The 22,236-nt window shown below is 44.6% G+C and carries 18 protein-coding genes; 15 read left to right on the forward strand and 3 right to left on the reverse strand.

The window, feature by feature from the left end; genetic code table 11:
- Window positions 1-749: MerR family transcriptional regulator (locus tag P5G61_RS12605; protein WP_301246781.1), on the reverse strand; the 749-nt coding region annotated here is incomplete at its 3' end.
- A gap of 21 nt (window positions 750-770) precedes the next feature.
- Window positions 771-1,382, reverse strand: coding sequence for a CPBP family intramembrane glutamic endopeptidase (locus P5G61_RS12610; RefSeq protein ID WP_301246782.1), 612 nt, complete (start codon window positions 1,380-1,382; stop codon window positions 771-773).
- Between the two features lie 221 nt (window positions 1,383-1,603).
- Between P5G61_RS12610 and P5G61_RS12615 the strand changes: the two genes are divergently transcribed.
- From P5G61_RS12615 to P5G61_RS12655, 9 genes are all read left to right on the forward strand, one after another.
- A complete protein-coding gene (locus P5G61_RS12615) occupies window positions 1,604-2,143 on the forward strand; it encodes a cysteine hydrolase family protein (protein WP_301246783.1) in 540 nt (179 codons plus the stop codon).
- A gap of 760 nt (window positions 2,144-2,903) precedes the next feature.
- Window positions 2,904-3,953 carry an amidohydrolase/deacetylase family metallohydrolase gene (locus P5G61_RS12620; protein WP_301247220.1) on the forward strand — a complete coding sequence of 350 codons (1,050 nt, stop codon included), beginning with the start codon at window positions 2,904-2,906 and terminating at the stop codon, window positions 3,951-3,953.
- The gene (locus P5G61_RS12625; RefSeq protein ID WP_301246785.1) at window positions 3,931-5,043 is read left to right on the forward strand and encodes a DgaE family pyridoxal phosphate-dependent ammonia lyase; all 1,113 of its coding nucleotides are present in this window, start codon (window positions 3,931-3,933) and stop codon (window positions 5,041-5,043) included. The genes P5G61_RS12620 and P5G61_RS12625 overlap by 23 nt, the downstream gene beginning before the upstream one ends.
- The gene (gene dagF, locus P5G61_RS12630) at window positions 5,036-5,791 is read left to right on the forward strand and encodes a 2-dehydro-3-deoxy-phosphogluconate aldolase (RefSeq protein ID WP_301246787.1); all 756 of its coding nucleotides are present in this window, start codon (window positions 5,036-5,038) and stop codon (window positions 5,789-5,791) included. The genes P5G61_RS12625 and dagF overlap by 8 nt, the downstream gene beginning before the upstream one ends.
- Entirely contained in the window at window positions 5,784-6,797 is a 1,014-nt protein-coding gene (locus P5G61_RS12635) for a sugar kinase (protein WP_301246788.1), read from the forward strand. The genes dagF and P5G61_RS12635 overlap by 8 nt, the downstream gene beginning before the upstream one ends.
- A 10-nt stretch (window positions 6,798-6,807) precedes the next feature.
- Entirely contained in the window at window positions 6,808-7,530 is a 723-nt protein-coding gene (locus tag P5G61_RS12640; protein ID WP_301247221.1) for a GntR family transcriptional regulator, read from the forward strand.
- A 332-nt stretch (window positions 7,531-7,862) separates the two neighbouring features.
- Window positions 7,863-10,163 carry a stalk domain-containing protein gene (locus tag P5G61_RS12645; protein ID WP_301246790.1) on the forward strand — a complete coding sequence of 767 codons (2,301 nt, stop codon included), beginning with the start codon at window positions 7,863-7,865 and terminating at the stop codon, window positions 10,161-10,163.
- Between the two features lie 244 nt (window positions 10,164-10,407).
- Window positions 10,408-12,696, forward strand: a complete 2,289-nt coding sequence (gene secA2, locus P5G61_RS12650) for an accessory Sec system translocase SecA2 (protein WP_301246792.1) — start codon at window positions 10,408-10,410, stop codon at window positions 12,694-12,696.
- A 17-nt stretch (window positions 12,697-12,713) separates the two neighbouring features.
- Complete coding sequence (locus P5G61_RS12655) at window positions 12,714-13,469, forward strand: class I SAM-dependent methyltransferase (protein WP_301246793.1); 756 nt, start codon at window positions 12,714-12,716, stop codon at window positions 13,467-13,469.
- Window positions 13,470-13,573: 104 nt separating this feature from the next.
- Here P5G61_RS12655 and P5G61_RS12660 read toward each other — a convergent pair whose 3' ends face one another.
- Window positions 13,574-13,987, reverse strand: a complete 414-nt coding sequence (locus tag P5G61_RS12660) for a MerR family transcriptional regulator (protein ID WP_301246794.1) — start codon at window positions 13,985-13,987, stop codon at window positions 13,574-13,576.
- 97 nt (window positions 13,988-14,084) lie between these two features.
- Between P5G61_RS12660 and P5G61_RS12665 the strand changes: the two genes are divergently transcribed.
- The 6 genes from P5G61_RS12665 to P5G61_RS12690 all read left to right on the forward strand — a co-directional run bounded on the left by P5G61_RS12665 (window position 14,085) and on the right by P5G61_RS12690 (window position 22,170).
- Entirely contained in the window at window positions 14,085-14,915 is an 831-nt protein-coding gene (locus P5G61_RS12665) for an SDR family oxidoreductase (RefSeq protein WP_079345217.1), read from the forward strand.
- Window positions 14,916-15,231: 316 nt separating this feature from the next.
- A complete protein-coding gene (locus P5G61_RS12670) occupies window positions 15,232-16,179 on the forward strand; it encodes an ABC transporter permease (RefSeq protein WP_301246797.1) in 948 nt (315 codons plus the stop codon).
- Window positions 16,180-16,192: 13 nt separating this feature from the next.
- Entirely contained in the window at window positions 16,193-17,062 is an 870-nt protein-coding gene (locus P5G61_RS12675) for a carbohydrate ABC transporter permease (RefSeq protein WP_301246798.1), read from the forward strand.
- Window positions 17,063-17,127: 65 nt separating this feature from the next.
- The gene (locus P5G61_RS12680) at window positions 17,128-18,714 is read left to right on the forward strand and encodes an extracellular solute-binding protein (RefSeq protein WP_301246799.1); all 1,587 of its coding nucleotides are present in this window, start codon (window positions 17,128-17,130) and stop codon (window positions 18,712-18,714) included.
- Between the two features lie 178 nt (window positions 18,715-18,892).
- Window positions 18,893-20,548, forward strand: coding sequence for a sensor histidine kinase (locus tag P5G61_RS12685; protein WP_301246801.1), 1,656 nt, complete (start codon window positions 18,893-18,895; stop codon window positions 20,546-20,548).
- Window positions 20,548-22,170, forward strand: a complete 1,623-nt coding sequence (locus tag P5G61_RS12690; RefSeq protein WP_301246803.1) for a response regulator transcription factor — start codon at window positions 20,548-20,550, stop codon at window positions 22,168-22,170. Before P5G61_RS12685 ends, P5G61_RS12690 begins: the two co-directional genes overlap by 1 nt.
- Window positions 22,171-22,236 lie beyond the last annotated feature (66 nt).

Consider the following 22,236-nt stretch of genomic DNA (forward strand, 5'->3'; position numbering starts at 1 on the left):
GCGCGCACCGATTGAATATCGATGCGCACTGGCAGCATAGCTTTTTTCATCTGTCTACTTGACAGGGGTATGACCACTAACGACTCATAGGGTTTTACGTTTTTATAAAATTCTTCGTCATGTACCCCGTTATAGTAAATCAGATTATTTAATGGAGTATTTGCAACTATGTCTTGCAGCTGCTGCTGGATGCAGGGATGATCTGGTTTAAGATCGTTCACGATAGCTCGATGGACAAGCAATAACAAATTATATAGTTGTCCATCCAAGTACGTTTGCTTAGAGATATCCTCTGGAAACACCTGATCAATAATATCCATAGAGACATACCTTTGAAGCAGCTTTTTTTGAGCCTTCTCAACACGCATGGAATTCATAAGGAGCATGAGAATTTCTGAGTTTGATTCTAAGAGTTGATCTTGATCGGTTAACAATTGTATTCGTTCAATTAATGCTAAAGAATAATCAATCGCTTCTCTTCTTTGTTGAAGTGATTGTTCTTGAACTCTAATTATTTCTTTGAAAGAATATTTCGGATTTTCCAAACAGACTTTAATCTCATTCAAAGAAAGACCTAAACTTTGTAATAATTGGATTTCATGAAGCCTTTTAAAATCCTCGTTTACATAGATATAATGGTCATTTTCATTTTTTTGTGAGGGGACTAATATTCCAAGTTGTCGATAATGTCGTAATGTACGAACAGTAGTGTCAGCCAGCTTTGCAAATTTACTCACTGTTAATTTCATATCATTCCTCTTTTCAAAAAATCATTTCTTGTATTTTTTCGCCATAATAATTCCAATAGAAGTATTATAAATCCCATGGGCAAGCATGGGTGGAATTAACGACCCGGTAAAATAAAAAAGTAGTGCAAAAATCAAACCATTTACAAACACACCTGTGAGGATGCCGACGGCTCCTTTATATTGGGGAACATGTATTACCCAAAATAGAAAAGTGCTAATTAAAATAACGAGCCAATCCACTATTAAAGAGTATCCAATAAATAAACCAATGAGCACGCCTCTAAAAAAGAATTCTTCAAAAAAACCACCGCCTATTGCAGATACAGCTATACCACTTGGTCTAATCATTATTTTTTTAACCATATCTGAGCCCTCGGTTTGGGGTAGTTCTGTTCTTGTTTTAATGAATGTAACTAGAACAATAGTCGTTATAAACAAACTGGAAATAAGACCAATGAGTATTGCGGATAAAATACTAATCTCATTTGGTATAAATAAGGAAGTTATAAATGGTAACATTTCTCCCCGTTTAACTATCCAAATAAGAACCAATCCAATAAAAAGAAATGTCGTAAGCGTTAGTGATACTCTCAACAGTATTTTGTACGGTTCCTTTGCCTTGGTTTCAGTCATAATGAAAAGCTCCTTTTATCACATTTTTTTCATTATAGATTGTGACGTAGCGTCCCAAGCAACATTGGCTTTTTGTTCAGAAAAAAGCTCTCGTCCCAAACAAAGGGCAAGAACTTGGTCTAATATCTGATAAGTTGGAAAAAATGATGAATATAATTATGGTTACAGGAAATTCTAACCTCTAGAAATTAATGAAGAAGAAGAGGAGAGAAGGGATAATTATGATCCATAAGCCAGCTTTATTGATTATAGATGTGCAAACCGGATCTTTTAAGAATCCTCTCTTTATTCATAACAGTGAAAAATTAATAACCAATATCAATCAGCTTATTACTTGGGCCCACATAAGTAAAATTCCAGTCATACTTACTCAGCATAATGGGAAATTAGGGACAATTACCTCAAAAACGTCTTCAGGCTGGAGTCTTCACCCCGACTTACCCTTGTTAGCTGAAGATGTAAAAATTGAAAAGGACTTTCCGGATTCATTTCAAGGTACCAACCTTGAATCACATTTAAATCATTTAGGCGTTAATCGACTGATTGTCGCGGGAATTCAGACGGAGATATGTGTTGATGCGACATGTCGAAGAGCATTTAGCTTGGGATATGACGTTATTCTAGTAGAAGATGCCCACAGTACCGCGGAGTCTTCCTTATTAAGTGCAGAACAGATCATTTTACACCATAATATTATTCTACAAAACTGGTTTGTTTCTTTAAGCGACACTCAGAAGATCATAATGTCGGTTTCAAGATAAACAAATATCCATCTACGTTTTGGTTGGAGATTTAGCATCATTGTTAGGGAAAGGGCCCCCAATTTTGGGGGCCCTTTATGTTTCAAGGTCGGGGTCGGCATCGGCCGGTGAGGGAAGGCACTGTCGATATTCTAATGGTCTTGCTGCGTAGATAAACTTTGAGCACTTGGAGATGTTAGCGGTTCGCACGATAGCGCAAACCATCTACGAGCAGAGAAATGATATGTTGCACATGTACAGTGTCTCCGTTGTCTACCGCCGTACAGAGGCTCGCGACGGCCCACACTGTATATCCGGATTGTACTATTAACACTAAAATAAATAAACATCCATTAGATAATCACAATGGAAAATCGCAATAAAAATACTGAAACCTATTGTTTTTTGACTATTGTCTTACGTTTTTGGTCTAGGAATCATCTGGAAATTTACATAGAATTACAACTAATGCTGCCCTTGAAATCACTCAAAATCGAATCCATGACCCCGGTAAGATTGGATTCTTTCATTTATATACATCTTGGGATTATAAATCACTGTTCTCTTCTAGATTACACCGTGCTAATATAAACATTATAACATTATAATCTTTAAAGTGGAGCAGCTCACCAAGTTTATTATTCAATTTAGGGGTGTTCTGCTTCCAAGACACTTATCATTTTTTTTGAATTTTTTCTGTATACCGGGGTTGAAGAAGGAGATGGGATGAGTGGGCACAGAGAATGTGCTGCGCAATTTGCAGCTTGTGGATGGGCGAATAATGGATATAGCCATTCAGGATGGGATTATCACTGCCATTACACCGGCAGCTCAGGCGGAAGGAGAGAGCGGACTAGACTGTACGGGGTTATATGTGTCCAGCGGATGGATTGATTTGCATGTGCACGCCGTACCGGAGCTTGATCCCTATGGCGATGATATCGACGAAATTGGAGTAAAGCAGGGAGTAACGACGCTGGTGGATGCCGGAAGCTGTGGTGCAGACCGAATAGGAGCTTTGTATACCGCGAGTCTGAAGGCTGATACCCGAGTGTTTGCTTTACTAAATATTTCAAGAATCGGGCTTGAACGGACAGATGAATTGTCTCAGCTGGAATGGATTGACCGGGACAAAGTTCTGGAAGCGGCAGCAACCTATCCTGAATTCATCGTCGGTCTGAAAGCCCGCATCAGCCAGAGTGTTGTCAAAGACAGCGGTATACAGCCGCTCAAGCTGGCACGCACAATGTCGGAAGAAACGAAGCTTCCGCTCATGGTGCATATTGGCTCCGCTCCGCCCGCGATATCCGAGGTGCTGGAGCTGCTGCAACCGGGTGATGTAATCACCCATTACCTTAACGGCAAGTCCAACAATCTGTTCCACGCGGACGGCACACCCCTGCAAGGGTTGGTGGATGCAGCTGCCCGAGGAGTTCATCTGGATGTGGGGCATGGCACGGCGAGCTTCTCCTTCCAGATTGCAGAACAGGCCAAGGCGGCAGGCATTGCGCTGAATACCATCAGCACGGATATCTACCGGGGCAACCGTCTGAACGGACCGGTGTACAATATGTCAAATGTGCTGACGAAATTTTTGATTCTCGGCTATAGCCTGGAAGAGGTCATCCAAGCTGTAACAAGCAGCGCAGCGGAGTGGCTCGGCAAGCCGGAGCTCGGACAGATAAGGGTGGGGCAGCAAGCCAACCTGACTTTGTTTGCACTGGAAGCAGGCGAGAAGCAGCTTAAGGACTCGGAAGGCGATGTTCGGGTCGCGCAGTACTATATTGAGGCTAAAGGAGTCTTTACGAATGGGTCATTCATTACAGGCTAGATATGGATTGAAACGTGTTATTAATGCCAGTGGAAGAATGAGCATCCTTGGCGTTTCCGCACCAACAGATTCGGTTATGGAGGCGATGAAGCAGGGCGGACAGCAGTACGTGGAAATTGCAGATCTTGTGGACAAATCCGGAGAATATATTGCACGACTGCTTGGCTCGGAAGGGGCGGTTGTCGTGAACTCGGCATCCAGCGGCATTGCGCTGTCGGTGGCAGCCTTTGTGACTTCCGGAGATCCGCGACTCAGCCTTCGCCTGCATCAGGAGCCGATATTGAAAAATGAGATTATTATGCTGAAGGGCCATAACGTGCAGTATGGAGCTCCGGTCGAAACCATGGTATTCCTTGGCGGAGGCAGAGTGGTGGAAGTTGGATATGCCAATGAAGGCCGCAAGGAGCATATTGAACAGGCGATTGGTGAACGCACCGCAGCCATTCTTTATGTCAAATCCCACCACGCCGTCCAGAAGAACATGATTTCTGTAGAGGAGGCGTGGGAGGTTGCAGTGCGCAGAGGAGTGCCACTGATCGTCGATGCGGCTGCGGAAGAGGATCTGCGCAAATATGTTAAGTATTCGGATCTGGCGATTTACAGCGGATCAAAAGCTATTGAAGGCCCTACCTCTGGCATTGTCGCCGGCAAAATGAAATATGTCGAGTGGTTAAAGGTACATCTGCACGGGATCGGCCGCAGCATGAAGGTGGGTAAAGAGACTACCTTCGGGCTGCTTCAGGCTTTGGATGAATACCAGGACAAAGCCGACAACAGTGAACGGGAGAGGCAGGCGCTGGAGGCTCTTCAGCCGCTTGAGGGGCTTCCGGGAGTTTCAATCCGCATCGTGCAGGATGAAGCGGGCAGAGCGATTTTCCGTGGGCGCATCCAGATTGATTCCTCTGCTGCAGGAGTGGATGCGAGGCATGTCAATGATTGGCTGCGTGAAGGCGTAATTGCCGTATACACCAGGGATTATGGGGTTAAGCAGGGGTATTTCGATATAGATCCAAGGTCGCTTCAAGGTGATGATCTTCAGGTCATCGTCAGCAGAATACATGAAATCGTAGGGGGAAACAAGAATGAGTAATATTCTGCAGCGTCTATATAAGAACAGAGCCGCACTTAATGTACTGGCGGGCAGTATCAAGAACGCGAAGGAAGTGTACGAGGCTGCGGAAGGATATGTTTTGGTAGGTGTGCTTTCCAAAAATTATGCTACGGCGGAGGAAGCGGTAACCGCGATGACCCTATACGGTCAGACGATCGAGGACGCTGTATCCATCGGACTGGGTGCCGGAGATAACCGACAGGCGGCAGTTGTGGCGGAGATTGCCGGAAGTTACCCGGGAAGCCATATTAATCAGGTATTTCCAGCAGTGGGGGCGACTCGCGCCAATCTGGGAGCTAAGGACAGCTGGATTAACAGCTTGGTTTCTCCATGCGGGCAACCCGGCTATGTGAATATATCGACCGGCCCTGTCAGTGCAGGCACCACTCCGTATGCTATTGTTCCGGTTCAAGCCGCCATTGCGCTGGTTCGTGACATGGGCGGCAATGCGCTGAAGTATTATCCCATGCAGGGCTTGAAATTGGAGGAGGAGTATCGTGCGGTTGCCAAGGCCTGCGGGGAAGCCGGGTTTGCTCTGGAGCCTACGGGCGGAATCGACCTGGATAACTTCGGGCCCATTTTGGAGATTGCACTTCAGGCTGGGGTGCCCCAGGTTATCCCGCATGTGTATTCATCTATTATTGATCGGCAGACGGGAAGCACGAACGTCCAGGATGTCGTCAGACTGCTTGAAACGATGAAATCTCTGGTGGACCGGTATGCATAGGATTGCGGCTTTCGGTGAAGTAATGATGCGGCTGCAGGTCCCGGGCCATGAAACGCTGGTCCAGAGCAACAGGCTGGAATATTCTTTTTCCGGCAGCGGGGTTAATGTAACGGCAGCGCTGGCTGGGTACGGCCATAACGGTGCGCTTATTACCACCTTGCCGGAAACACCGGTAGGCGAAGCGGCAATTGCTTACTTGCGTAAACTTGGGGTGGATACCTCACTAATTAGCCGGGGAGGCAAGCAGCTGGGCATGTACTTTCTGGAGAATGGCTTTGGAGCACGACCCGGCAGAGTCACTTACACAGATCGACTGGGCAGCAGCTTCAATACCGCGGAGGCAGGCAATTACGATATGGTTGCTCTTGCCTCCCGGATCGACGTTCTTCATTTATGCGGGATTACGCTGGCTATGAATGATGGTGTGCGTAAACAAATGAAACGGCTTGCTTCGGAAGTGAAGAGTAACGGGGGCAAAGTTGTTTTTGACTGCAATTACCGTCCTGCGTTATGGGGAGTGGATGGCTATGCCAAGGCCCGCCCGCATTATGAGGAACTGCTGGAGCTGACGGACCTGGTGCTGATGAATGAGAAGGACGGACAGTTTATCCTTGGCTTTGGAACTGGAGAATATGATAGAATGACACAGTTGAAGCAGGCGATTCCCGAAGTGGTTGAGCGCTTCGGAATCGGAACGGCAGCGGGAACCCACCGTGAGATTAACGCTGACCATACGCATTCCCTGACAGGATATATCTATCATCAAGGTACGTTTCTGTTTTCTCGCAAGCTGACTTTCCCGGTGTATGACCGGATCGGTGCCGGTGATGCCTTTGCCAGCGCCATCATTCATGGGGAATTGCAGCAATATCCGCAGCAGCAGACGGTTAATATGGCAGCGGCAGCAGCGATGCTGGCTCATACCACTCAAGGTGATACAGCGCTTTTTACCGAGATCGAGGTGCTCCGAGCGCTGTCGGACCATACCTTAGATGTTGAAAGGTAGTGAACAACGAGTGTCTTTGAAACGCAAGCAAGGCCCTTTATATCAGCAAATCCAGAAAATTCTCAAAGACCGGATTTTGCATGGCATATATCCTTTAGGGAGCATCATCCCCTCCGAACCGCAGCTGGAGAAGGAATTTGGTGTCAGTAAAATGACGGTCCGCGGCGCGGTTCAGGAGCTTTCCCAGGAAGGTTATGTGCAGAAGAAAAGCGGTATCGGAACGATTGTCATGCGCAATACCTCCCATCAGAAGCTCTCTAAGGGCAAACGGTTTACAGAGCTGCTCGTAGAAGAGGGACACAAGCTGGAAAAGAAACAGCTGAATTCCCGGTTAATTTCGAATGATGCCGGTACGGAGGAATATGACCGCTACGGGCCGTATTGTCAGCGGATTGAACGGCTCTACATTTTAAACGGACAGCCATATATTCATCTGATACATTTCTTGGCCGCAGCTGCATTACCCGGTGGAGGTACGGCAGAAATGGTCACAAACATCCAGTCGCTATATGACTCACTGGAGGAGAACGACATTGCGCTGGAAAACTTCAGAGACCGTTTCTTTGTAGAGAAGGCAACTCCTGAGGTGTGTCAGTTGCTGGAGATCCCACCAGGGACGCATGTGCTCAAACGCCTGCGTAACTCTTTCGACGGGGAAGGCAGACTCATTGAGCACAGTATCGGCTGCTATAACACAGAGCTTCATCACTATCTGGTCAATTACGACACTTGAAGTCGGTTAAGCAGTAGCCGGATAGTTCGATAAGCAGCTGTGTGTCTTAGGGACATCTTGTGAGCAGGCTTTGCAAATGGCTTATTCAACGGATCGAGTACCAACGAAAGGTGTTAATACAAAACCCACCGTGGGCATTTAGCTTTAAACGGTGGGTTTTGTTTTTTTTTATCATTGATTATGAAGTGATAAGCATCTCCATTGAAAAATAGATGCTCTAAATCCACAATTTACAATTTCACTAGAAACTTTTTCCTGAAACTAGCGTCTAATACTATGACTTTTTATGTGGGTAAACATTACTTGGGAGCAGAAGGAGCCAAAGACAAAGCATGAATCTGAAGAAGAAATTGTCCATTTTTACCGCTTTAGCCGTTTTTCAAGCATTTGCAGTCGGTTCTGTGAATGCGCAATCAACACCGCAAGATGACACAGCGTCAGTAAATACGGCCAAAACAGAATCGGTTGAGGTGCTAAAGAAAGAGCAGCCAATTGCAGAGCAAGAAGTGAAAACGGGTAGCAGTAACGCATCCAGCACTACTCTGTCAACTAAAGTAAAAGAAACCGCAACTTCAACGGGCACGGAGGCAACACCTAAAACAGATGTGGACAAATCCGCCATTGGCGGGGAGGAAACAACTACAAACGAAACCAAAACGGGATCTACGATCCAGGAAGGAACCACTGAGGGTGCTGAAACACAAACTCCGCCTGCTCAAATAGAGCAGCCATCCATCGGGGGGGATTCTACCGTAGCATCAGGCGGGAATCTGACCTTGTACATGAATAGCAACAAAATGGAACAGGATGGCAAAACGTATCTTGCTGGCCAGCCGATGACTGTCAAAAACGGTGTATCCTATGTTGCGATCCGCGCACTCGTGGACCGTGTGGGATACGGGGTCAAATACGATAACAAAACCAAGGAAACCATCATCATCAGTGGTGCTAATGAGCTCCGATTCAAAACCAACAGCACGGACTATACCGTAAATGGAGAGTCCAGAACGATGAAGGGCCCTGCTTATCAGCAAAAAAATACGTTCATGGTGCCGTTAACTTCCATTACTCAAGCTCTGAACATCACCTATAAAGTGAATCAGTCCGCTAAAACGGTTGTGCTGAATCTAAATACTAAACCCGTTGCAAGCTTTTTGGTTTCCCAAAAGGAAATTTTTGCGGGCGATAAGGTGGACTATATAACTTCTTCCGTTTCTCCAAATGGACTGAAGATCGTTGACGAACGCTGGACAGGTCGTCAGGAATCGTTTGATCAAGCGGGTACATATACGATTTCATATCAAGTTCAGGATTCAAGCGGCCAATGGAGTGATCCCTATACAATTACGATTCAAGTTCTGAGTCCTAATCTTCCTCCTGTAGCCATGTTCACAACCGACAAGGAACAATATAAAATGGGCGAAAAAATAACGTATATTGACCAGAGTACAGATGATGAAAACAGCATTGAAAAAACGGTTTGGGAGAACAATTCGCTGGCCTTCTTTGAACCTGGTCCCAAAACGGTGACACTCACGGTTACTGACAATCACGGTGCGACGAACACGTACTCCAAAGTTATAACTATAACCAATGAGACATTATATTCTTTTTCCGATTTCAATTTACTGTTCACGCCGGTAGGACAGAAATTTACCTTTAACGGTGGCGAAGTGACTTCTATGGAAAAAGTACCTTATACGTACACGGATGAGCCAAGTCTGCTGATCCGCAGCAACAGTCCGGAAACGGTGAATACGGAAGGCATTGTATATAAAGAATCGTCTTTGGGTCAGACCCGTTTCATGATTCACCATGTGAACAATACAGGTAAAAGGGTAAAAATGTATGTTATAGCAACAAACAACAACCCATTTGCGGCAGTATTTGAACAACAAAATATGGGGTTTGCAGGACCTACTCCTTATGCTACTGTAGCTGGGAAATTGTCTATTGATAAATGGTTTAAGTCGATCCAGACCGGAGCCGATAAAAAGAAAGAGGTTATTCAACCTGGAGAAAGTAAATTGATTTTAACCGAACTAAATAAAACTCCAATAAAAGAAGGGCAAGTGATTTCACTCTATTCGGATGCTTATAGTGATTATTCCCTCGACTATAACGTTATCCTGGTCGAAGAAAATAAAGATCCGTTCGAGGCTTTACCAATGCTACCTGTTCTTGATCGTGACGGTGTGCACAACCGTGGAACATACCCTAATGCCACTCGTATCATAACGTATGATCAGCAAGTGGGAGCCAAACCAGCTCGTCTGCCGCTTGGTGATAACGCAAGTGATCCCAATCTGGTTGGTACAGATCCAATGGCTTATACAGATGCGTCCAATGCGGGTAATTTCGGCGTATTATACAAAATCACGTTGAACAATGTCGCTCCACGTACACTAATCTCATTTAACCCTCGTGGAGGGAAGTACTCAGGGGTAGCTCTAGTGAACAATCAGGTTGTATCCATTGCTGATGGTAACGTTGCTGTTAGCAATTCAAGTGAGCAAAGCGTTCTTTACCGCACAGGGGCATATGGAGAGAGCGTAACGATTCTTTTCTCTGCCGCGCCAGGAAGCAACCTGCCGGTCAATCTGCTCTTTACACCGCTCCCATCGGAGAAGTAATGTAGTTTGTCTCGCATAGCTAGAGCGGGAATGAATGATTTGACTGACGTGTTAACATCCAAAGAAGAGACTCCATAAGGAGTCTTTTCTTGTAACTGGTCAATATGAGGACATACGGAATAGATGCCGCTTAAAAAGCCATATGAGATGCTTCACACAGTGTTTTAGGTCAACTTGGCGAATACGAGCTTATGATTTAAGTCATTTCTTACACTTATTTCTACTGAGGAGGAATCAAATTCCGATGAATGTAGTCGTCAAGTTGATACGCGAATTCAAAGACCGCGATACCCGGCGTTTGTTGAAAGACTATCGAGACAAAGTGGAACTTATCAGGAAACGGAATTTGGAAGCTTGGGACGATCAGCGGCTGCAGGCGGAATCCCTTCGGCTGCAAGAAGAAGCTAGATCAGGCACGCCTCTGGATGAGCTGCTTGTTGATGCTTATGCGTTAGTCTGCGAGGCTGCGAAGAGAAAACTCGGATTACAGCCTTACGATGTTCAAATCATGGCTGCTATCGCTTTGCACGAGAGATATTTGATCGAACAGCATACCGGTGAAGGAAAAACACTCTCTGCTGTTATGCCTGCTTATCTAAACGCGTTGACAGGCGAAGGCGTTCATGTGCTCACTTTTAACGATTATTTGGCAAATCGAGATGCGGCGTGGATGGGCCCGATCTACCGCTTCCTCGGGTTAACCGTAAGCTCAGTTCAAGCGGGCATGAGCCTGTTCGAGAAACGGGAAGCATACGCCAAGGATATAACCTATGTTACGGCTAAAGAAGCAGGGTTCGATTATTTGCGCGACACAATCGCATTAAATGAAGCTGATACCGTACACCGCCCTTTCCACTATGTCGTCGTCGACGAAGCGGACTCACTTCTTCTTGATGAAGCGCGGGTGCCGCTGGTCATTAGTGGCGATTCGAGTTCTTCCGAGAGTGACGGCGTTCTTTTCGCAGAAGTGGCCCGGCAGCTCCAGCCAGGAGAGCATTACGATTTTGACGAGTTCCAGCGGAACGTATACTTGAATGATGCGGGAGCTGCGAAAGCGGAGTTGCTGCTGGGATGCGGCAATTTGTACGATAGCCATAATAGTCATTTGTTAACGTCATTGAATTGTGCGCTGCATGTGGAATCGTTATTAAAAAAAGACGTCGATTACATCGTCCGGGACGGTGAAATTGAGCTAATCGAAGAACATACCGGCCGTGTGGCCGAGAACAGGTATTTGCCGGACGGACTGCAAGCTGCGCTTGTGGCGAAAGAAGGGTTGCAGTGGAAGGCTGGTGGTAGAATTCTCGGTACGATCACCATTCAACACTTCATTAGCCTGTATTCAGGAATTTGCGGAATGACGGCTACGGCGCAAGCTTCAGCAATGGAATTCGAAGATATCTATGCGCTGCAGGTCGTGCAAATTCCGCCGAATCAGCCAAACATACGGATCGACCACAAGCACCGAATTTACACCCATAAAGAAGCCAAATATAAGGCGCTTGTACAAGAAATCTCTTCCGTCCATAGGGTGGGACGCCCCATTCTTATTGGTACGTCAAGCGTCGAGGAGTCTGACATGCTGGCGGAGGCACTTGCGATTGCCGGCGTACCTTGCCAGGTTCTGAATGCAAAAAATGATGCGAAAGAAGCCGAAATCATCGCTAAAGCGGGAGAAATAGGCGCCGTAACGGTATCTACAAATATGGCAGGGCGCGGCGTCGACATTCGTCTCGGCGGCGGTAATCCCGCTCAGGCAGAAGTGGTTGCCAAACTGGGCGGATTATACGTGATAGGTACACATGTGAACGAAAGCATGCGGATAGATAACCAGCTGCGCGGGCGTTCTGGCCGCCAAGGTGACCCGGGAGCTTCCGTATTTTATTTAAGCTTGGAAGACGAGTTGATGCTTCGCTTCGGCATTCATAGACTGTTTCGCGCTCCCAGGCAGGACGAGGTTCTTGATGATCCGGCGCTCCGCAGCAAAATCGAGCATATTCAGCGCGTTATCATGGGTCAAAACTTCGATATTCAGCGGGAATTGAACGGTTATTCGGATATGGTGGAGGACCAGAGGCGAATCCTATACGAGGAGCGGCTCGGAATATTGAAATGCGAGAGATCGATGAGCCCATCGGAGCAGCGGGTACGGCTTTTTTATATCGATGAGTTCTGGGCTGACCATCTGGCATACGTTTCTTACATTCGCGAAAGCATCCATCTCGAGAGCATTACCAGTCGCAACCCGATCGACGAGTTTCATACGCAAATCACCCAAGCATTCGAGCAAATTCCGTCTAAAATAGATCATGAGTCGGCGAATATGCTTAGAAAACTTGGAGGTTCGAATGATCCGGCCAAATGGGAAGAGTTCGGTCTGAAGAGTCCTATTTCGACTCGGACTTATATGATCAACGATCAATACAGCCAAGATAAGCGCAGCTCATGGACCGGAACGACGGTATTTGCTTTTTGGGGACGCGAGATTTTGAGGTTGGTACTGTGGCCGGTACACCGGCTGTCAAAATATTGATGGGAGCGTGAAAATCAATGAACAGTAGAGAACGGTTTACGAGCCGGGTCGATTCATATTTAAAATACCGCCCGAGCTATCCAAAAGAGGCTATTGACCATTTGTACGACGTCGTCGGTTTACGTGCGAACAGTAACATAGCAGACATCGGTTCAGGTACTGGGATCATCTCAAAGCTACTTCTGGAACGCGGAAGCGATGTAATCGCGGTCGAGCCAAATCAGGTAATGCGGGAAGCCGCCGAGCAAATGTTAGAAAGTAATCCGAAATTTCAGAGTACATCAGGTTCTGCAGAATCTACTGGATTATCTGATCAGTCGGTTGATTTTATTGTCTGCGCTCAGGCATTTCACTGGTTCGATCGCTCCGCAGCCCAAATCGAGTTTCGCCGTATTCTACGGCCAGGTGGGAGAGTAATACTCATCTGGAATTCACGTCTTACACACGGTACTCCATTTCGTGAAGAGTACAATCAACTGCTTCATACATACGGAACCGACTACGAAAAAGTTAATCATAAAAATATTTCTCAGACAATGCTGCTCTCTTTTTTCAAGGAAGGCTCAATGCATGAAATGCGATTCAGAATGAGTCAGGAGTTCGATTTCGAGGGTTTGAAAGGCCGGTTGCTATCATCTTCCTACAGCCCTGCACCCGGGCATGCAAATTACGATCCAATGATGACAGAACTGCAAAATTTATTTAATAGGAATAATCAAAATGGTACTGTTGAATTTGATTATGAAACTGAGATTTTTTGGGGAGAAGTATAATTCCTCAAATTATGTTCCTCAAATTATACCCAGCTATATCCTCAAGCTATAGCTGGGTACGTTTGTGGAATTTACGTCCATAGAGCTTGTTCACAATTATACAGCTAGATGTTGATTTTAAGACGTAATTCGGCCATCATAGCCTCAGCTTGTGGTGGATCTTCATTCAACAGCTTCCTGTATGTCAGCATCCAATTCAGCGTTACAAGCATATGATCGTATTCGTCCTTCTTGCGTTCAATCTCATTGATCTTCTGAAGAATCCATTCGATTACTTCTTGGTTGGTGCGTGCGTTCGTATCATGATCCTGCAAAATTGTCTTCAGCTCCGCTAACGAACAGCCGATGCCTTGAAATTTCTTAATCAGCTTTAACCGATCAATGGCTTCGTCTGAGTAGTTGCGGTAATTATTCTTCTCGCGCTGAATATGTCTGCTATCAAGCAAGCCTTCCTTCTCATAAAATCGAATGGTGTGAGGGGTTAAACCCATCAAATCTGCTAATTCTTGAATTTTCATATAAAATCATACCTCCAAACGCTTGCCTTAGAGTTCACTTCATAGTTTAGACTGAAGTCATATCTTCGTCAAATGCTTAAGGAGGCGTTCAAATATTATGCGTATATTCGTTACTGGTGCAGCAGGTTATATTGGTACAGCCGTTGTCAGCGAACTCATCGGTGCGGGCCATCAGGTAGTTGGCCTGACCCGTTCGGAGAGTGGTGCTCACGTATTAGAAAGCTTGGGAGCCGAGGTGGCTCGCGGTGTTTTAGAGGATCTGGATTTACTGCGCAGCTGTGCAGCCACTTCAGACGGCGTTATTCATCTCGCATTTAACCACGATTTTTCTAATTTCGCCGGATCACTGGCAACTGATCTTCGCGCCATCGAAGCAATGGGAGAGGGGCTCGCGGGCTCCGGTAAACCACTTGTTATCACAGCACATGCGAATGGCAAAGCATCGGAGGATGCAGCGCTTGCGTTTATAGAACAAGACGTGAGAGCATCGATCGTCTCGCTTGCACCTTCCGTTCATGGAGAAGGAGATAAAGGCTTCGTGCCGGAATTAATCCGGATCGCTCAGGAAAGAGGTTCTTCGGCTTACATTGGAGACGGCTCTAACCGTTGGCCAGCGATTCATCGCTTGGATGCGGCAGTTTTGTTCCGCCTCGCTGTAGAATCTGCGCCTGCAGGCGCACGACTGGATGGCGTGCACGATGAAGGCATTGCGTTCAGCGACATTGCCACGGTCATTGGTCGTCATGTGGATGTGCCGGTAGTCAGCATCCCGCCTGAAGAAGCGCAAGCCATCTTCGGTTTTCTAGGTATGATCGCGTCGCTTGACTTAGCAAGATCAAGTGAAGGGACGAAGGAGCTGCTCGGCTGGAAGCCAGTCCAGCAAGGACTTCTCGCAGATCTGGAACAAGGACATTATTTCACAAAATAGCTTAACCGGAATGAAACAAACGTCTTGCTGTCGATGTTATATTTAACAAAAAAATCATCGTTGCCTAAGTACTAAACCAGGCAACGATGATTTTTTTGTTTTTTTTAAAATTTTTATCAACCTGAATCTTAACTATCCAAGAAGGTTAGTTTTTGCGGTACAAGTCCAAGATAAGCTATTTATCAACTGTTCGGCACTGTTCACAATAGGCTCCGGTAAACTTACTTAATATCTTGTAAGAAATTCTTGAAATTTCAGAAATTTATCCGATAGGGGGGTGCTAATATACAAATACAAACAAAGACGAGGTGATGATATGCAAGCGAAATTGGCAGCGGACGCCATTCCCCTCTCCAAAAAGCGGAAGTCATGGATAAGGACGATCCAAAAATATAAAGTGATGTATGCTCTCTTATTACCGGCCTTAATTTACTTTGCCGTATTCAAATACATTCCTATGGCGGGAATATTGATTGCTTTTAAAAACTACAACCTGGCTTTGGGAGTATGGGATAGCCCGTGGGTGGGATTCAAAAATTTTACGGATTTTATGAACGGCGTTTATTTCTGGGACATCATGAAAAATACGATTGTTATATCGCTCTATAAGTTATTGTTCGGTTTCTCCGCTCCCATCTTACTTGCTTTACTGCTCAATGAAGTTCATACCCAATGGTTTAAGAAAATCGTACAAACCATTACTTATTTACCCCACTTTCTGTCTTGGGTCATTGTATATGGATTGATGGTAGCATTATTAGCTCCAGGCGATGGCCTTTTTAATATGATTTTGAAAGAAAGTGGTTTTCAGCCCATCTCATTTCTAACGGAGCCTGCTTGGGGAAGACTGCTGGTCATCGCATCTGAAATATGGAAGGACATAGGATGGGGAGCGATCCTGTACCTCGCCGCATTAGCAGGTATTGATCCAAGCTTATATGAAGCGGCTCGAATGGATGGCGCCTCCAAATGGAGACAACTCTGGCATATCACTTTACCAGGGATTCGAGGAGTCATTATTCTGATGCTGATCCTTAAATTAAGCCATATTCTGGATGCCGGCTTTGACCAAATATACATGTTTGCCAACACCTTTAATCAGGAGAAGATCGATATTATCGACACATGGGTATACCGTGAAGGGTTGGAGCGTCTTAAGATTGGCTTGGCTACTGCTGTAGGATTGTTCAAAGCTGTCATTGGATTTGGTTTAGTTTTGGCAGCAAATAAGCTCGCCAAAAAATTCGATGGGCAAATTTGGTGAGGTGGTTTTTAAAATGATCAATTTGACAATCGGGGAAAAAGTCTGGCAATCCGTCGTTTATGTTATTCTTATTTTTTTATCACTACTTTGCTTACTACCCTTTCTGTATGTAATTGCTGTCTCAGTGACGCCAGAATCGGAAGTGTTAAGAAGAGGGATCGTTATTATACCAGAATCTTTTACCTTTCTGGCCTATAAAGAAGTATTCATTTCTCATGGGATCTGGCAGGCGTATAAAATTACGTTGTTTCGAACGATTGTAGGCACGATGCTTAATGTGTTTTTTACGGTAATAGCAGCTTATCCGTTATCCAAAAAATATTTGCCGGGACGCAGTCCGTTTTTACTATTCATTGTGTTTACCATGATGTTTAGTGGGGGGTTAATTCCGACTTATCTGCTAATTCGCTCTCTGGGGTTGCTAAACAGTCCGTGGGTATTGATTATTCCCAATCTCATTAGTGCATTTAATCTGGTGATCATTAAAGGCTTTTTCGAACAATTGCCTGGTGAAATCGAGGAATCAGCGAGGGTTGACGGTGCAAGTGAACTTCAATCGTTATGGCGGATCATTTTACCACTGTCTTTGCCCGTCATTTCCACCATTTCTTTATTTTACGCAGTGGGACATTGGAACAGCTATTTTGATGCTATTGTTTATATCAATGATTCCAACTTCATGCCGCTTCAAGTCGTCTTGCGCAACATCCTGCTTAACGTCGCAACACAAAGTGCTGAGTCGCTCGCCAATTCCGGAGCTGTAAGTACGTTCGCTGTGCAGATGGCTACAGTTGTTGTAACTACGGTTCCGATTTTGATCGTTTACCCATTTTTACAAAAGCATTTTACCAAAGGTGTGCTCTTGGGATCCGTTAAGGGTTAAAAGGTGTTCCAACCTAACTTATTACGGTGAAACCGTGATAATATACAAGCAAAGGAGAGGTCAATATGCAGCGTAAAAAGATTTCATTTGCTATTCTGTCGGCAATCTTAGGACTGGGAACGCTATTGTCAGGATGTGGGGGAAATGAAGAAGTTACATCGACAACTTCGAGTAATTCGCAAGGGCAGTCTGGCCAGTTTGCAACCAAAATGAAAATCTCAATGTTTAACCAAGGCACTTTCAACGCTGCCGCTCCGGTACCTCCACGTGATGAAGATGTTCAACGCCAAATGTTGGAAAAAGAGTTGAACATCGACTTGGATATGATGATTCCTCAAGCTGGGCAAGCAACAACCAAACTGAATACGCTCATTGCAGGCGGAGATATTCCAGATTTGATCTTCTTGAAGAGTCGGGCTGATCTTGCGCAATATTACGACCAAGGCGTTCTTGCGGATTTGACACCGTATCTGGATCAATTCCCTGAATTGCAGAAACGGTTTGGCAACGACTCTTGGGAGGCAATGTCCTATCAAGGAAAAACGATTGGAGTTCCAGGCTATGATAATGTTAACGGTATCAGCCGAAGCTTTTTCATTCGCAATGATTGGCTGAAAAAGCTGAATATGGAAGTGCCGACGACACCGGATGAGCTGTTCGAAGTTATGAAAGCCTTTACAGAGAAAGACCCGGACGGTAATGGCAAAAACGATACGTACGGATTCATCGGCGGTATGAACAAAGAAGGCAATCTGCAAACCTACGGCTTCGATAGCTTGATGTGGATGTTTGGCGTCAATCCTCCTTCGGCCATTGAAATAAAAGATAATGAACCGATATTCCTGTTTATCGATCCCAAAATGAAAGAGGCGCTTGCTTACATTAACAAAATGATGGCAGCCAAAGTGGTAGACCCAGACTGGGTGACGATGAATTCGCCTGATCTTTTGGACCAAAAGATGTTTAAAGGTAAAGTTGGCTTCATGATCAGAGATGCCCGCAGGCTGGAGCCGGATTATCAGCAGAAAATGAAAGAAATTAGTGGCGAGGTGCCGGAATGGATCGTCATTCCTCCGATGAAAGGTCCTTATGGTGATCAAATTGTAGAGAGAAAATCATTCCAAGGCAATTCATGGGCCATTTCCGCGAAAGCGGATAAGGACAAAATCATTCGAATCTTGTCCATGCTGAATTATCTCTTTACAGACGAAGAAGCTTATCCGAATTTTGCATACGGAATTAAAGGTATTCATTGGGATGTAGTGGACGGCAAGATCAAAAATAAAACCTCCGAGTTATCGAAGGAAATGAAAGAGAAGTACCTGTGGGTCGATCATTACAGAATGCCACGCCGTGGTGATGATGCGGAGTACTTCAGCTTCCAGAATCCTAAGACAGCGGAAGCGTTCAAGGACAATCAGCAATATGTAGGGCCAACGTTGCCCGGAAATTTATTGACCCCAGACCCCAGCGATACCTTGGATGCTGACCGCACACGTTTCATTAATGAAAGTTTAGTTAAATTTATGACAGGCAAAGAGCCTCTTTCCAACTGGGACAATTTCCTTCAAACGTTGGATACCAAGTTTGACATGCAGAAGTATAAGGAAACAGCAATCAAACAATTTAAAGAAGCCGGCCTTATCAAGTAAAATAAATAAACGAAGAGAGTGGCTATTCGTAGCCCCTCTCTTTATTAGCATATGCTATTCTTAGTTTAAAACGGAACTAAAAGGAAGATGATCGATGCGAAGAAGAATCAGCTTGCCTTTAAAATTATTTTTGATCGTGTTTGCATTTGTATTAGGGTGCATCATCTTGATAAGCCAAATGTCTTATCGCTATGTCCAAAAGGAAATAAGAACCAATGACATTTTTTACACTAACCAAATCCTTGACAAGGTAGACCAGTACTTCACTGTTAATTTTTCCTCCTTCCAGACGATTCTCTTCTCTGTCGAAACATCCGTGAAAGCCAATATTGACAATACGGAAGTGATTAAAAAACAATTAAGAGAACTGTACGAACTCAATAGTAATTACGTCAGTAATATTTATTTGATCAAAAGCGATTTATCCATTCTAGGCGGAAGTACAGCTACTCGAATATTCGATGAACCTTTAGCTGAAAGAAAACCTTTGTTTGATGCGGCTGACAAGAACAGAAGGACTACCTTTGTTAGTGAACCTTACAAATCGAAGTATTCCGGCTGGACCGTTACGATGGTTCGATATCTGAACGGTGCTCCGTTTCCTATGGCCATTGCGGTTGACTTGGATCTAAATGCCATTGAAGAAACTTTGTTCAAAATTAATAAACAAGAACAAATGAATCTGGCTCTGATCACAGCGTCAGGTAAAATCATTGCCGGATTTTCTGGAAATAAAGGACTGCTGAATATTCAAGATCATACGTTTTCGATCGGGGAAACGTCTGCGGAACAAATCCTGGATACGACAGAAACAAGTCTTCAACTGCATACCATGGATGGCATTCCGGTCTCCCTTCTGAAAAAACCGACGGAGAAATTCAACTGGACCATCATCTCAATCAATGATGAGTCACGCTTGAAAGCCGCTTTATCCAGATTGGAAACCTATTATATTGAGCTTCTAGCTGCAGGTCTTCTCTTAAGTTTGTTCATTTCTTTTTTGGTTGCCAAATATATCAGGAAACCACTCTATACACTCAAAACAAAAATGAAGCAAGTGGAGCAAGGCTTACTCACAACGACAATTACGATTAATCGAAACGATGAGTTTGGAGATCTTTCACGAGCATTCGATCGTATGCTGCAGCAAATTGTGGAACTGATCCGGCGAGCGGAACTTCATAATGAGCTTGAGCGGAAGTTGGAAATCCAGGTGCTGCAGTCTCAAATTAACCCTCATTTTCTGTATAACACACTGGGTTCGATCAGCAACGTTATACGTCTCGGACAAATAGAGAAAGTAGATGTGGTAATCGGATCGCTCATTTCATTATTGGAATACGGGATAGACGATGCTTCAGAGAAGGTTTCCTTACGTCAGGAACTACGCAATGTAGCGGACTATATCGAGATCCAGAACATTCGGTATAACCGAAACTTCCACTTGATAGAAAATATCGAAGCAGGGTTAATGGATTTCCCAGTTTTTCGAATGCTGCTGCAGCCGCTTGTGGAGAATAGCATCTTCCATGGTTATAACGGAGGGGGAATTGAGGGACCTATTACGATTCATGCGTACAGGGAGGACAGTATCGTCATCATAGAAGTTGTTGATCAAGGCGAGGGAATTCCAGCTGATAAAATAAAGCATATTTTAATCTCAGAACCTAGTGAAATGGAAGTAAAAAGGAAAAGAATCGGGCTAAATAATATTCATGGCCGAATAAGACTTCACTACGGAGATCAATTCGGACTGCAAATCATTAGCATTCCTAAGGAAATAACCCGTGTGCGCGCTTTATTCCCGGCAGAATTGCAAAAAGGAGATGCATAATGGTGAGAGACTATACCTGTTTCATTGTTGACGATGAAGACCTGATCATTCAAAGATTGGAATTGTTTTTTAATGAACTCTCTCATAGGGATAAGCGATTTGTTCTCGTGGGCAAAGCGAATAATGGGCTGAATGGGATCGAGGAGATTTTAAGACTTAAGCCGGACATCGTCATATCCGATATCGTTATGCCGCGAATGGACGGAATCTCCATGATTGAGCAGCTCAAGGCGGAGCTCCCCCATACCCAATACATACTTTTGACCGCCTATTCATCCTTTGAATACGCCCAGCGAGCTATTCAAGCCAACGTATTGGAGTACATTGTAAAAGTTCCGCTGAGGGAAGCGGATTTGAATCGAGCTTTGGATAAGGCAGCCGGAATTTTAAATGAGTTTAAGAAAAAAGAAGCGGAATTTCAATCGTTAAACGTATCCGTGCTTGAAAATAAATATAGAGTGCGCAAGCAATTTTTTAACGAACTGATCAGAGGCGAAATTCCTTCTCATCGGGCATCGGATTTTGCTAATCGCATGCAGTTTCATTTCTTTCAAGCCAACTATTGCTGCTTCATCGTCGAAATGAATACGTATGAAAGTTTCCGAAACGAATACGCTGCCGCAGATCAAAACATCTTGAAATATGCGATTACGAATATCATCGAAGAAACGGTGATGAATGGTGGCAGTGGGGTAGCTGCGGATCTGTCCGATAATTGTTTTATTGGCTTTCTATCCTGGGAAAATAACCGCAGTGATATGGAAACGGAATATGCTTGCCTATCCTTGGGAGGGCAGATCGTCTCTCATTTGCATCAATATTTGAATCAAAGGGTATCTGTCGCTTTTGGTGGCCCACACCGAGGCTGGGAATCGATCAAACAGGCGTATACGGAAGCTAAAAATGTGAGTGAGGATTTCTATTATCATACCGAGAAAGTAGTAAAAACACCGATGCATCGGTTCCAATACCATAATGACAAAAAAGCAGACTTTCAGCAGAAGCTGGCTGATTTTCTTATGCGGCTGAAGAGGAAGATTTCCAAGGAAGAGCTGGAGAATGCACTTGCCGATCTGAACCAATTTGTTACGGACCATAAAATCCACAAGTCTATCATGGCTCCAATGATTAGAGACTTGTACAGAGACATTACCGTAAAGTTTAAATCAGGGAATAAGATGGCCAGGGAAGTTTCGGACTTCCCTATGGAATTTATGGCTTTTCAGGAGCAGCTCTCCTATATTGGCGACTTCACTTTCGAATACGTACACGCGGGCCAACTATTACATCGTGCAGAAATCATGAGTGCTATGCATTTTATAGAGAAAAACCTGAAAAAGCGTTTAACGTTGGAGGCGATTGCCGAGGAAGTGAATCTAGCTCCATCGTATTTTAGCAGCTTATTCAAAAAAACAATGAACGAAGGCGTGATCAGCTATATCAACCGTAAAAAAATCCATCTCGCTCTCGAGTTGTTAAACGTCCGGGATTATTCTTTATTGGAATTGTGCGAGGAAGTAGGCATCGTCAATGAAGGTTACTTTTGCAAATTATTTAAAGAATACACGGGTGATACACCTAAGCAATATCGGATAAAAATGACACGGTACGAATCCAAATAAGGATGTAAAAAATGTATGATTTCTTCGCGAAATCCTGTAAAAAAAAAGGGGCTAAAACCATTACCA

Source organism: Paenibacillus vandeheii (genome assembly GCF_030433635.1).
GTDB lineage: Bacteria > Bacillota > Bacilli > Paenibacillales > Paenibacillaceae > Paenibacillus > Paenibacillus vandeheii.

Coding starts and splice junctions, on each gene's coding strand:
- P5G61_RS12610 (WP_301246782.1), bottom strand. CDS start 1,382: ATGACTGAAACCAAGGCAAAGGAACCGTACAAAATACTGTTGAGAGTA.
- P5G61_RS12615 (WP_301246783.1), top strand. CDS start 1,604: ATGATCCATAAGCCAGCTTTATTGATTATAGATGTGCAAACCGGATCT.
- P5G61_RS12620 (WP_301247220.1), top strand. CDS start 2,904: ATGGATATAGCCATTCAGGATGGGATTATCACTGCCATTACACCGGCA.
- P5G61_RS12625 (WP_301246785.1), top strand. CDS start 3,931: ATGGGTCATTCATTACAGGCTAGATATGGATTGAAACGTGTTATTAAT.
- dagF (WP_301246787.1), top strand. CDS start 5,036: ATGAGTAATATTCTGCAGCGTCTATATAAGAACAGAGCCGCACTTAAT.
- P5G61_RS12635 (WP_301246788.1), top strand. CDS start 5,784: ATGCATAGGATTGCGGCTTTCGGTGAAGTAATGATGCGGCTGCAGGTC.
- P5G61_RS12645 (WP_301246790.1), top strand. CDS start 7,863: ATGAATCTGAAGAAGAAATTGTCCATTTTTACCGCTTTAGCCGTTTTT.
- secA2 (WP_301246792.1), top strand. CDS start 10,408: ATGAATGTAGTCGTCAAGTTGATACGCGAATTCAAAGACCGCGATACC.
- P5G61_RS12655 (WP_301246793.1), top strand. CDS start 12,714: ATGAACAGTAGAGAACGGTTTACGAGCCGGGTCGATTCATATTTAAAA.
- P5G61_RS12660 (WP_301246794.1), bottom strand. CDS start 13,987: ATGAAAATTCAAGAATTAGCAGATTTGATGGGTTTAACCCCTCACACC.
- P5G61_RS12665 (WP_079345217.1), top strand. CDS start 14,085: ATGCGTATATTCGTTACTGGTGCAGCAGGTTATATTGGTACAGCCGTT.
- P5G61_RS12670 (WP_301246797.1), top strand. CDS start 15,232: ATGCAAGCGAAATTGGCAGCGGACGCCATTCCCCTCTCCAAAAAGCGG.
- P5G61_RS12675 (WP_301246798.1), top strand. CDS start 16,193: ATGATCAATTTGACAATCGGGGAAAAAGTCTGGCAATCCGTCGTTTAT.
- P5G61_RS12680 (WP_301246799.1), top strand. CDS start 17,128: ATGCAGCGTAAAAAGATTTCATTTGCTATTCTGTCGGCAATCTTAGGA.
- P5G61_RS12685 (WP_301246801.1), top strand. CDS start 18,893: ATGTCTTATCGCTATGTCCAAAAGGAAATAAGAACCAATGACATTTTT.
- P5G61_RS12690 (WP_301246803.1), top strand. CDS start 20,548: ATGGTGAGAGACTATACCTGTTTCATTGTTGACGATGAAGACCTGATC.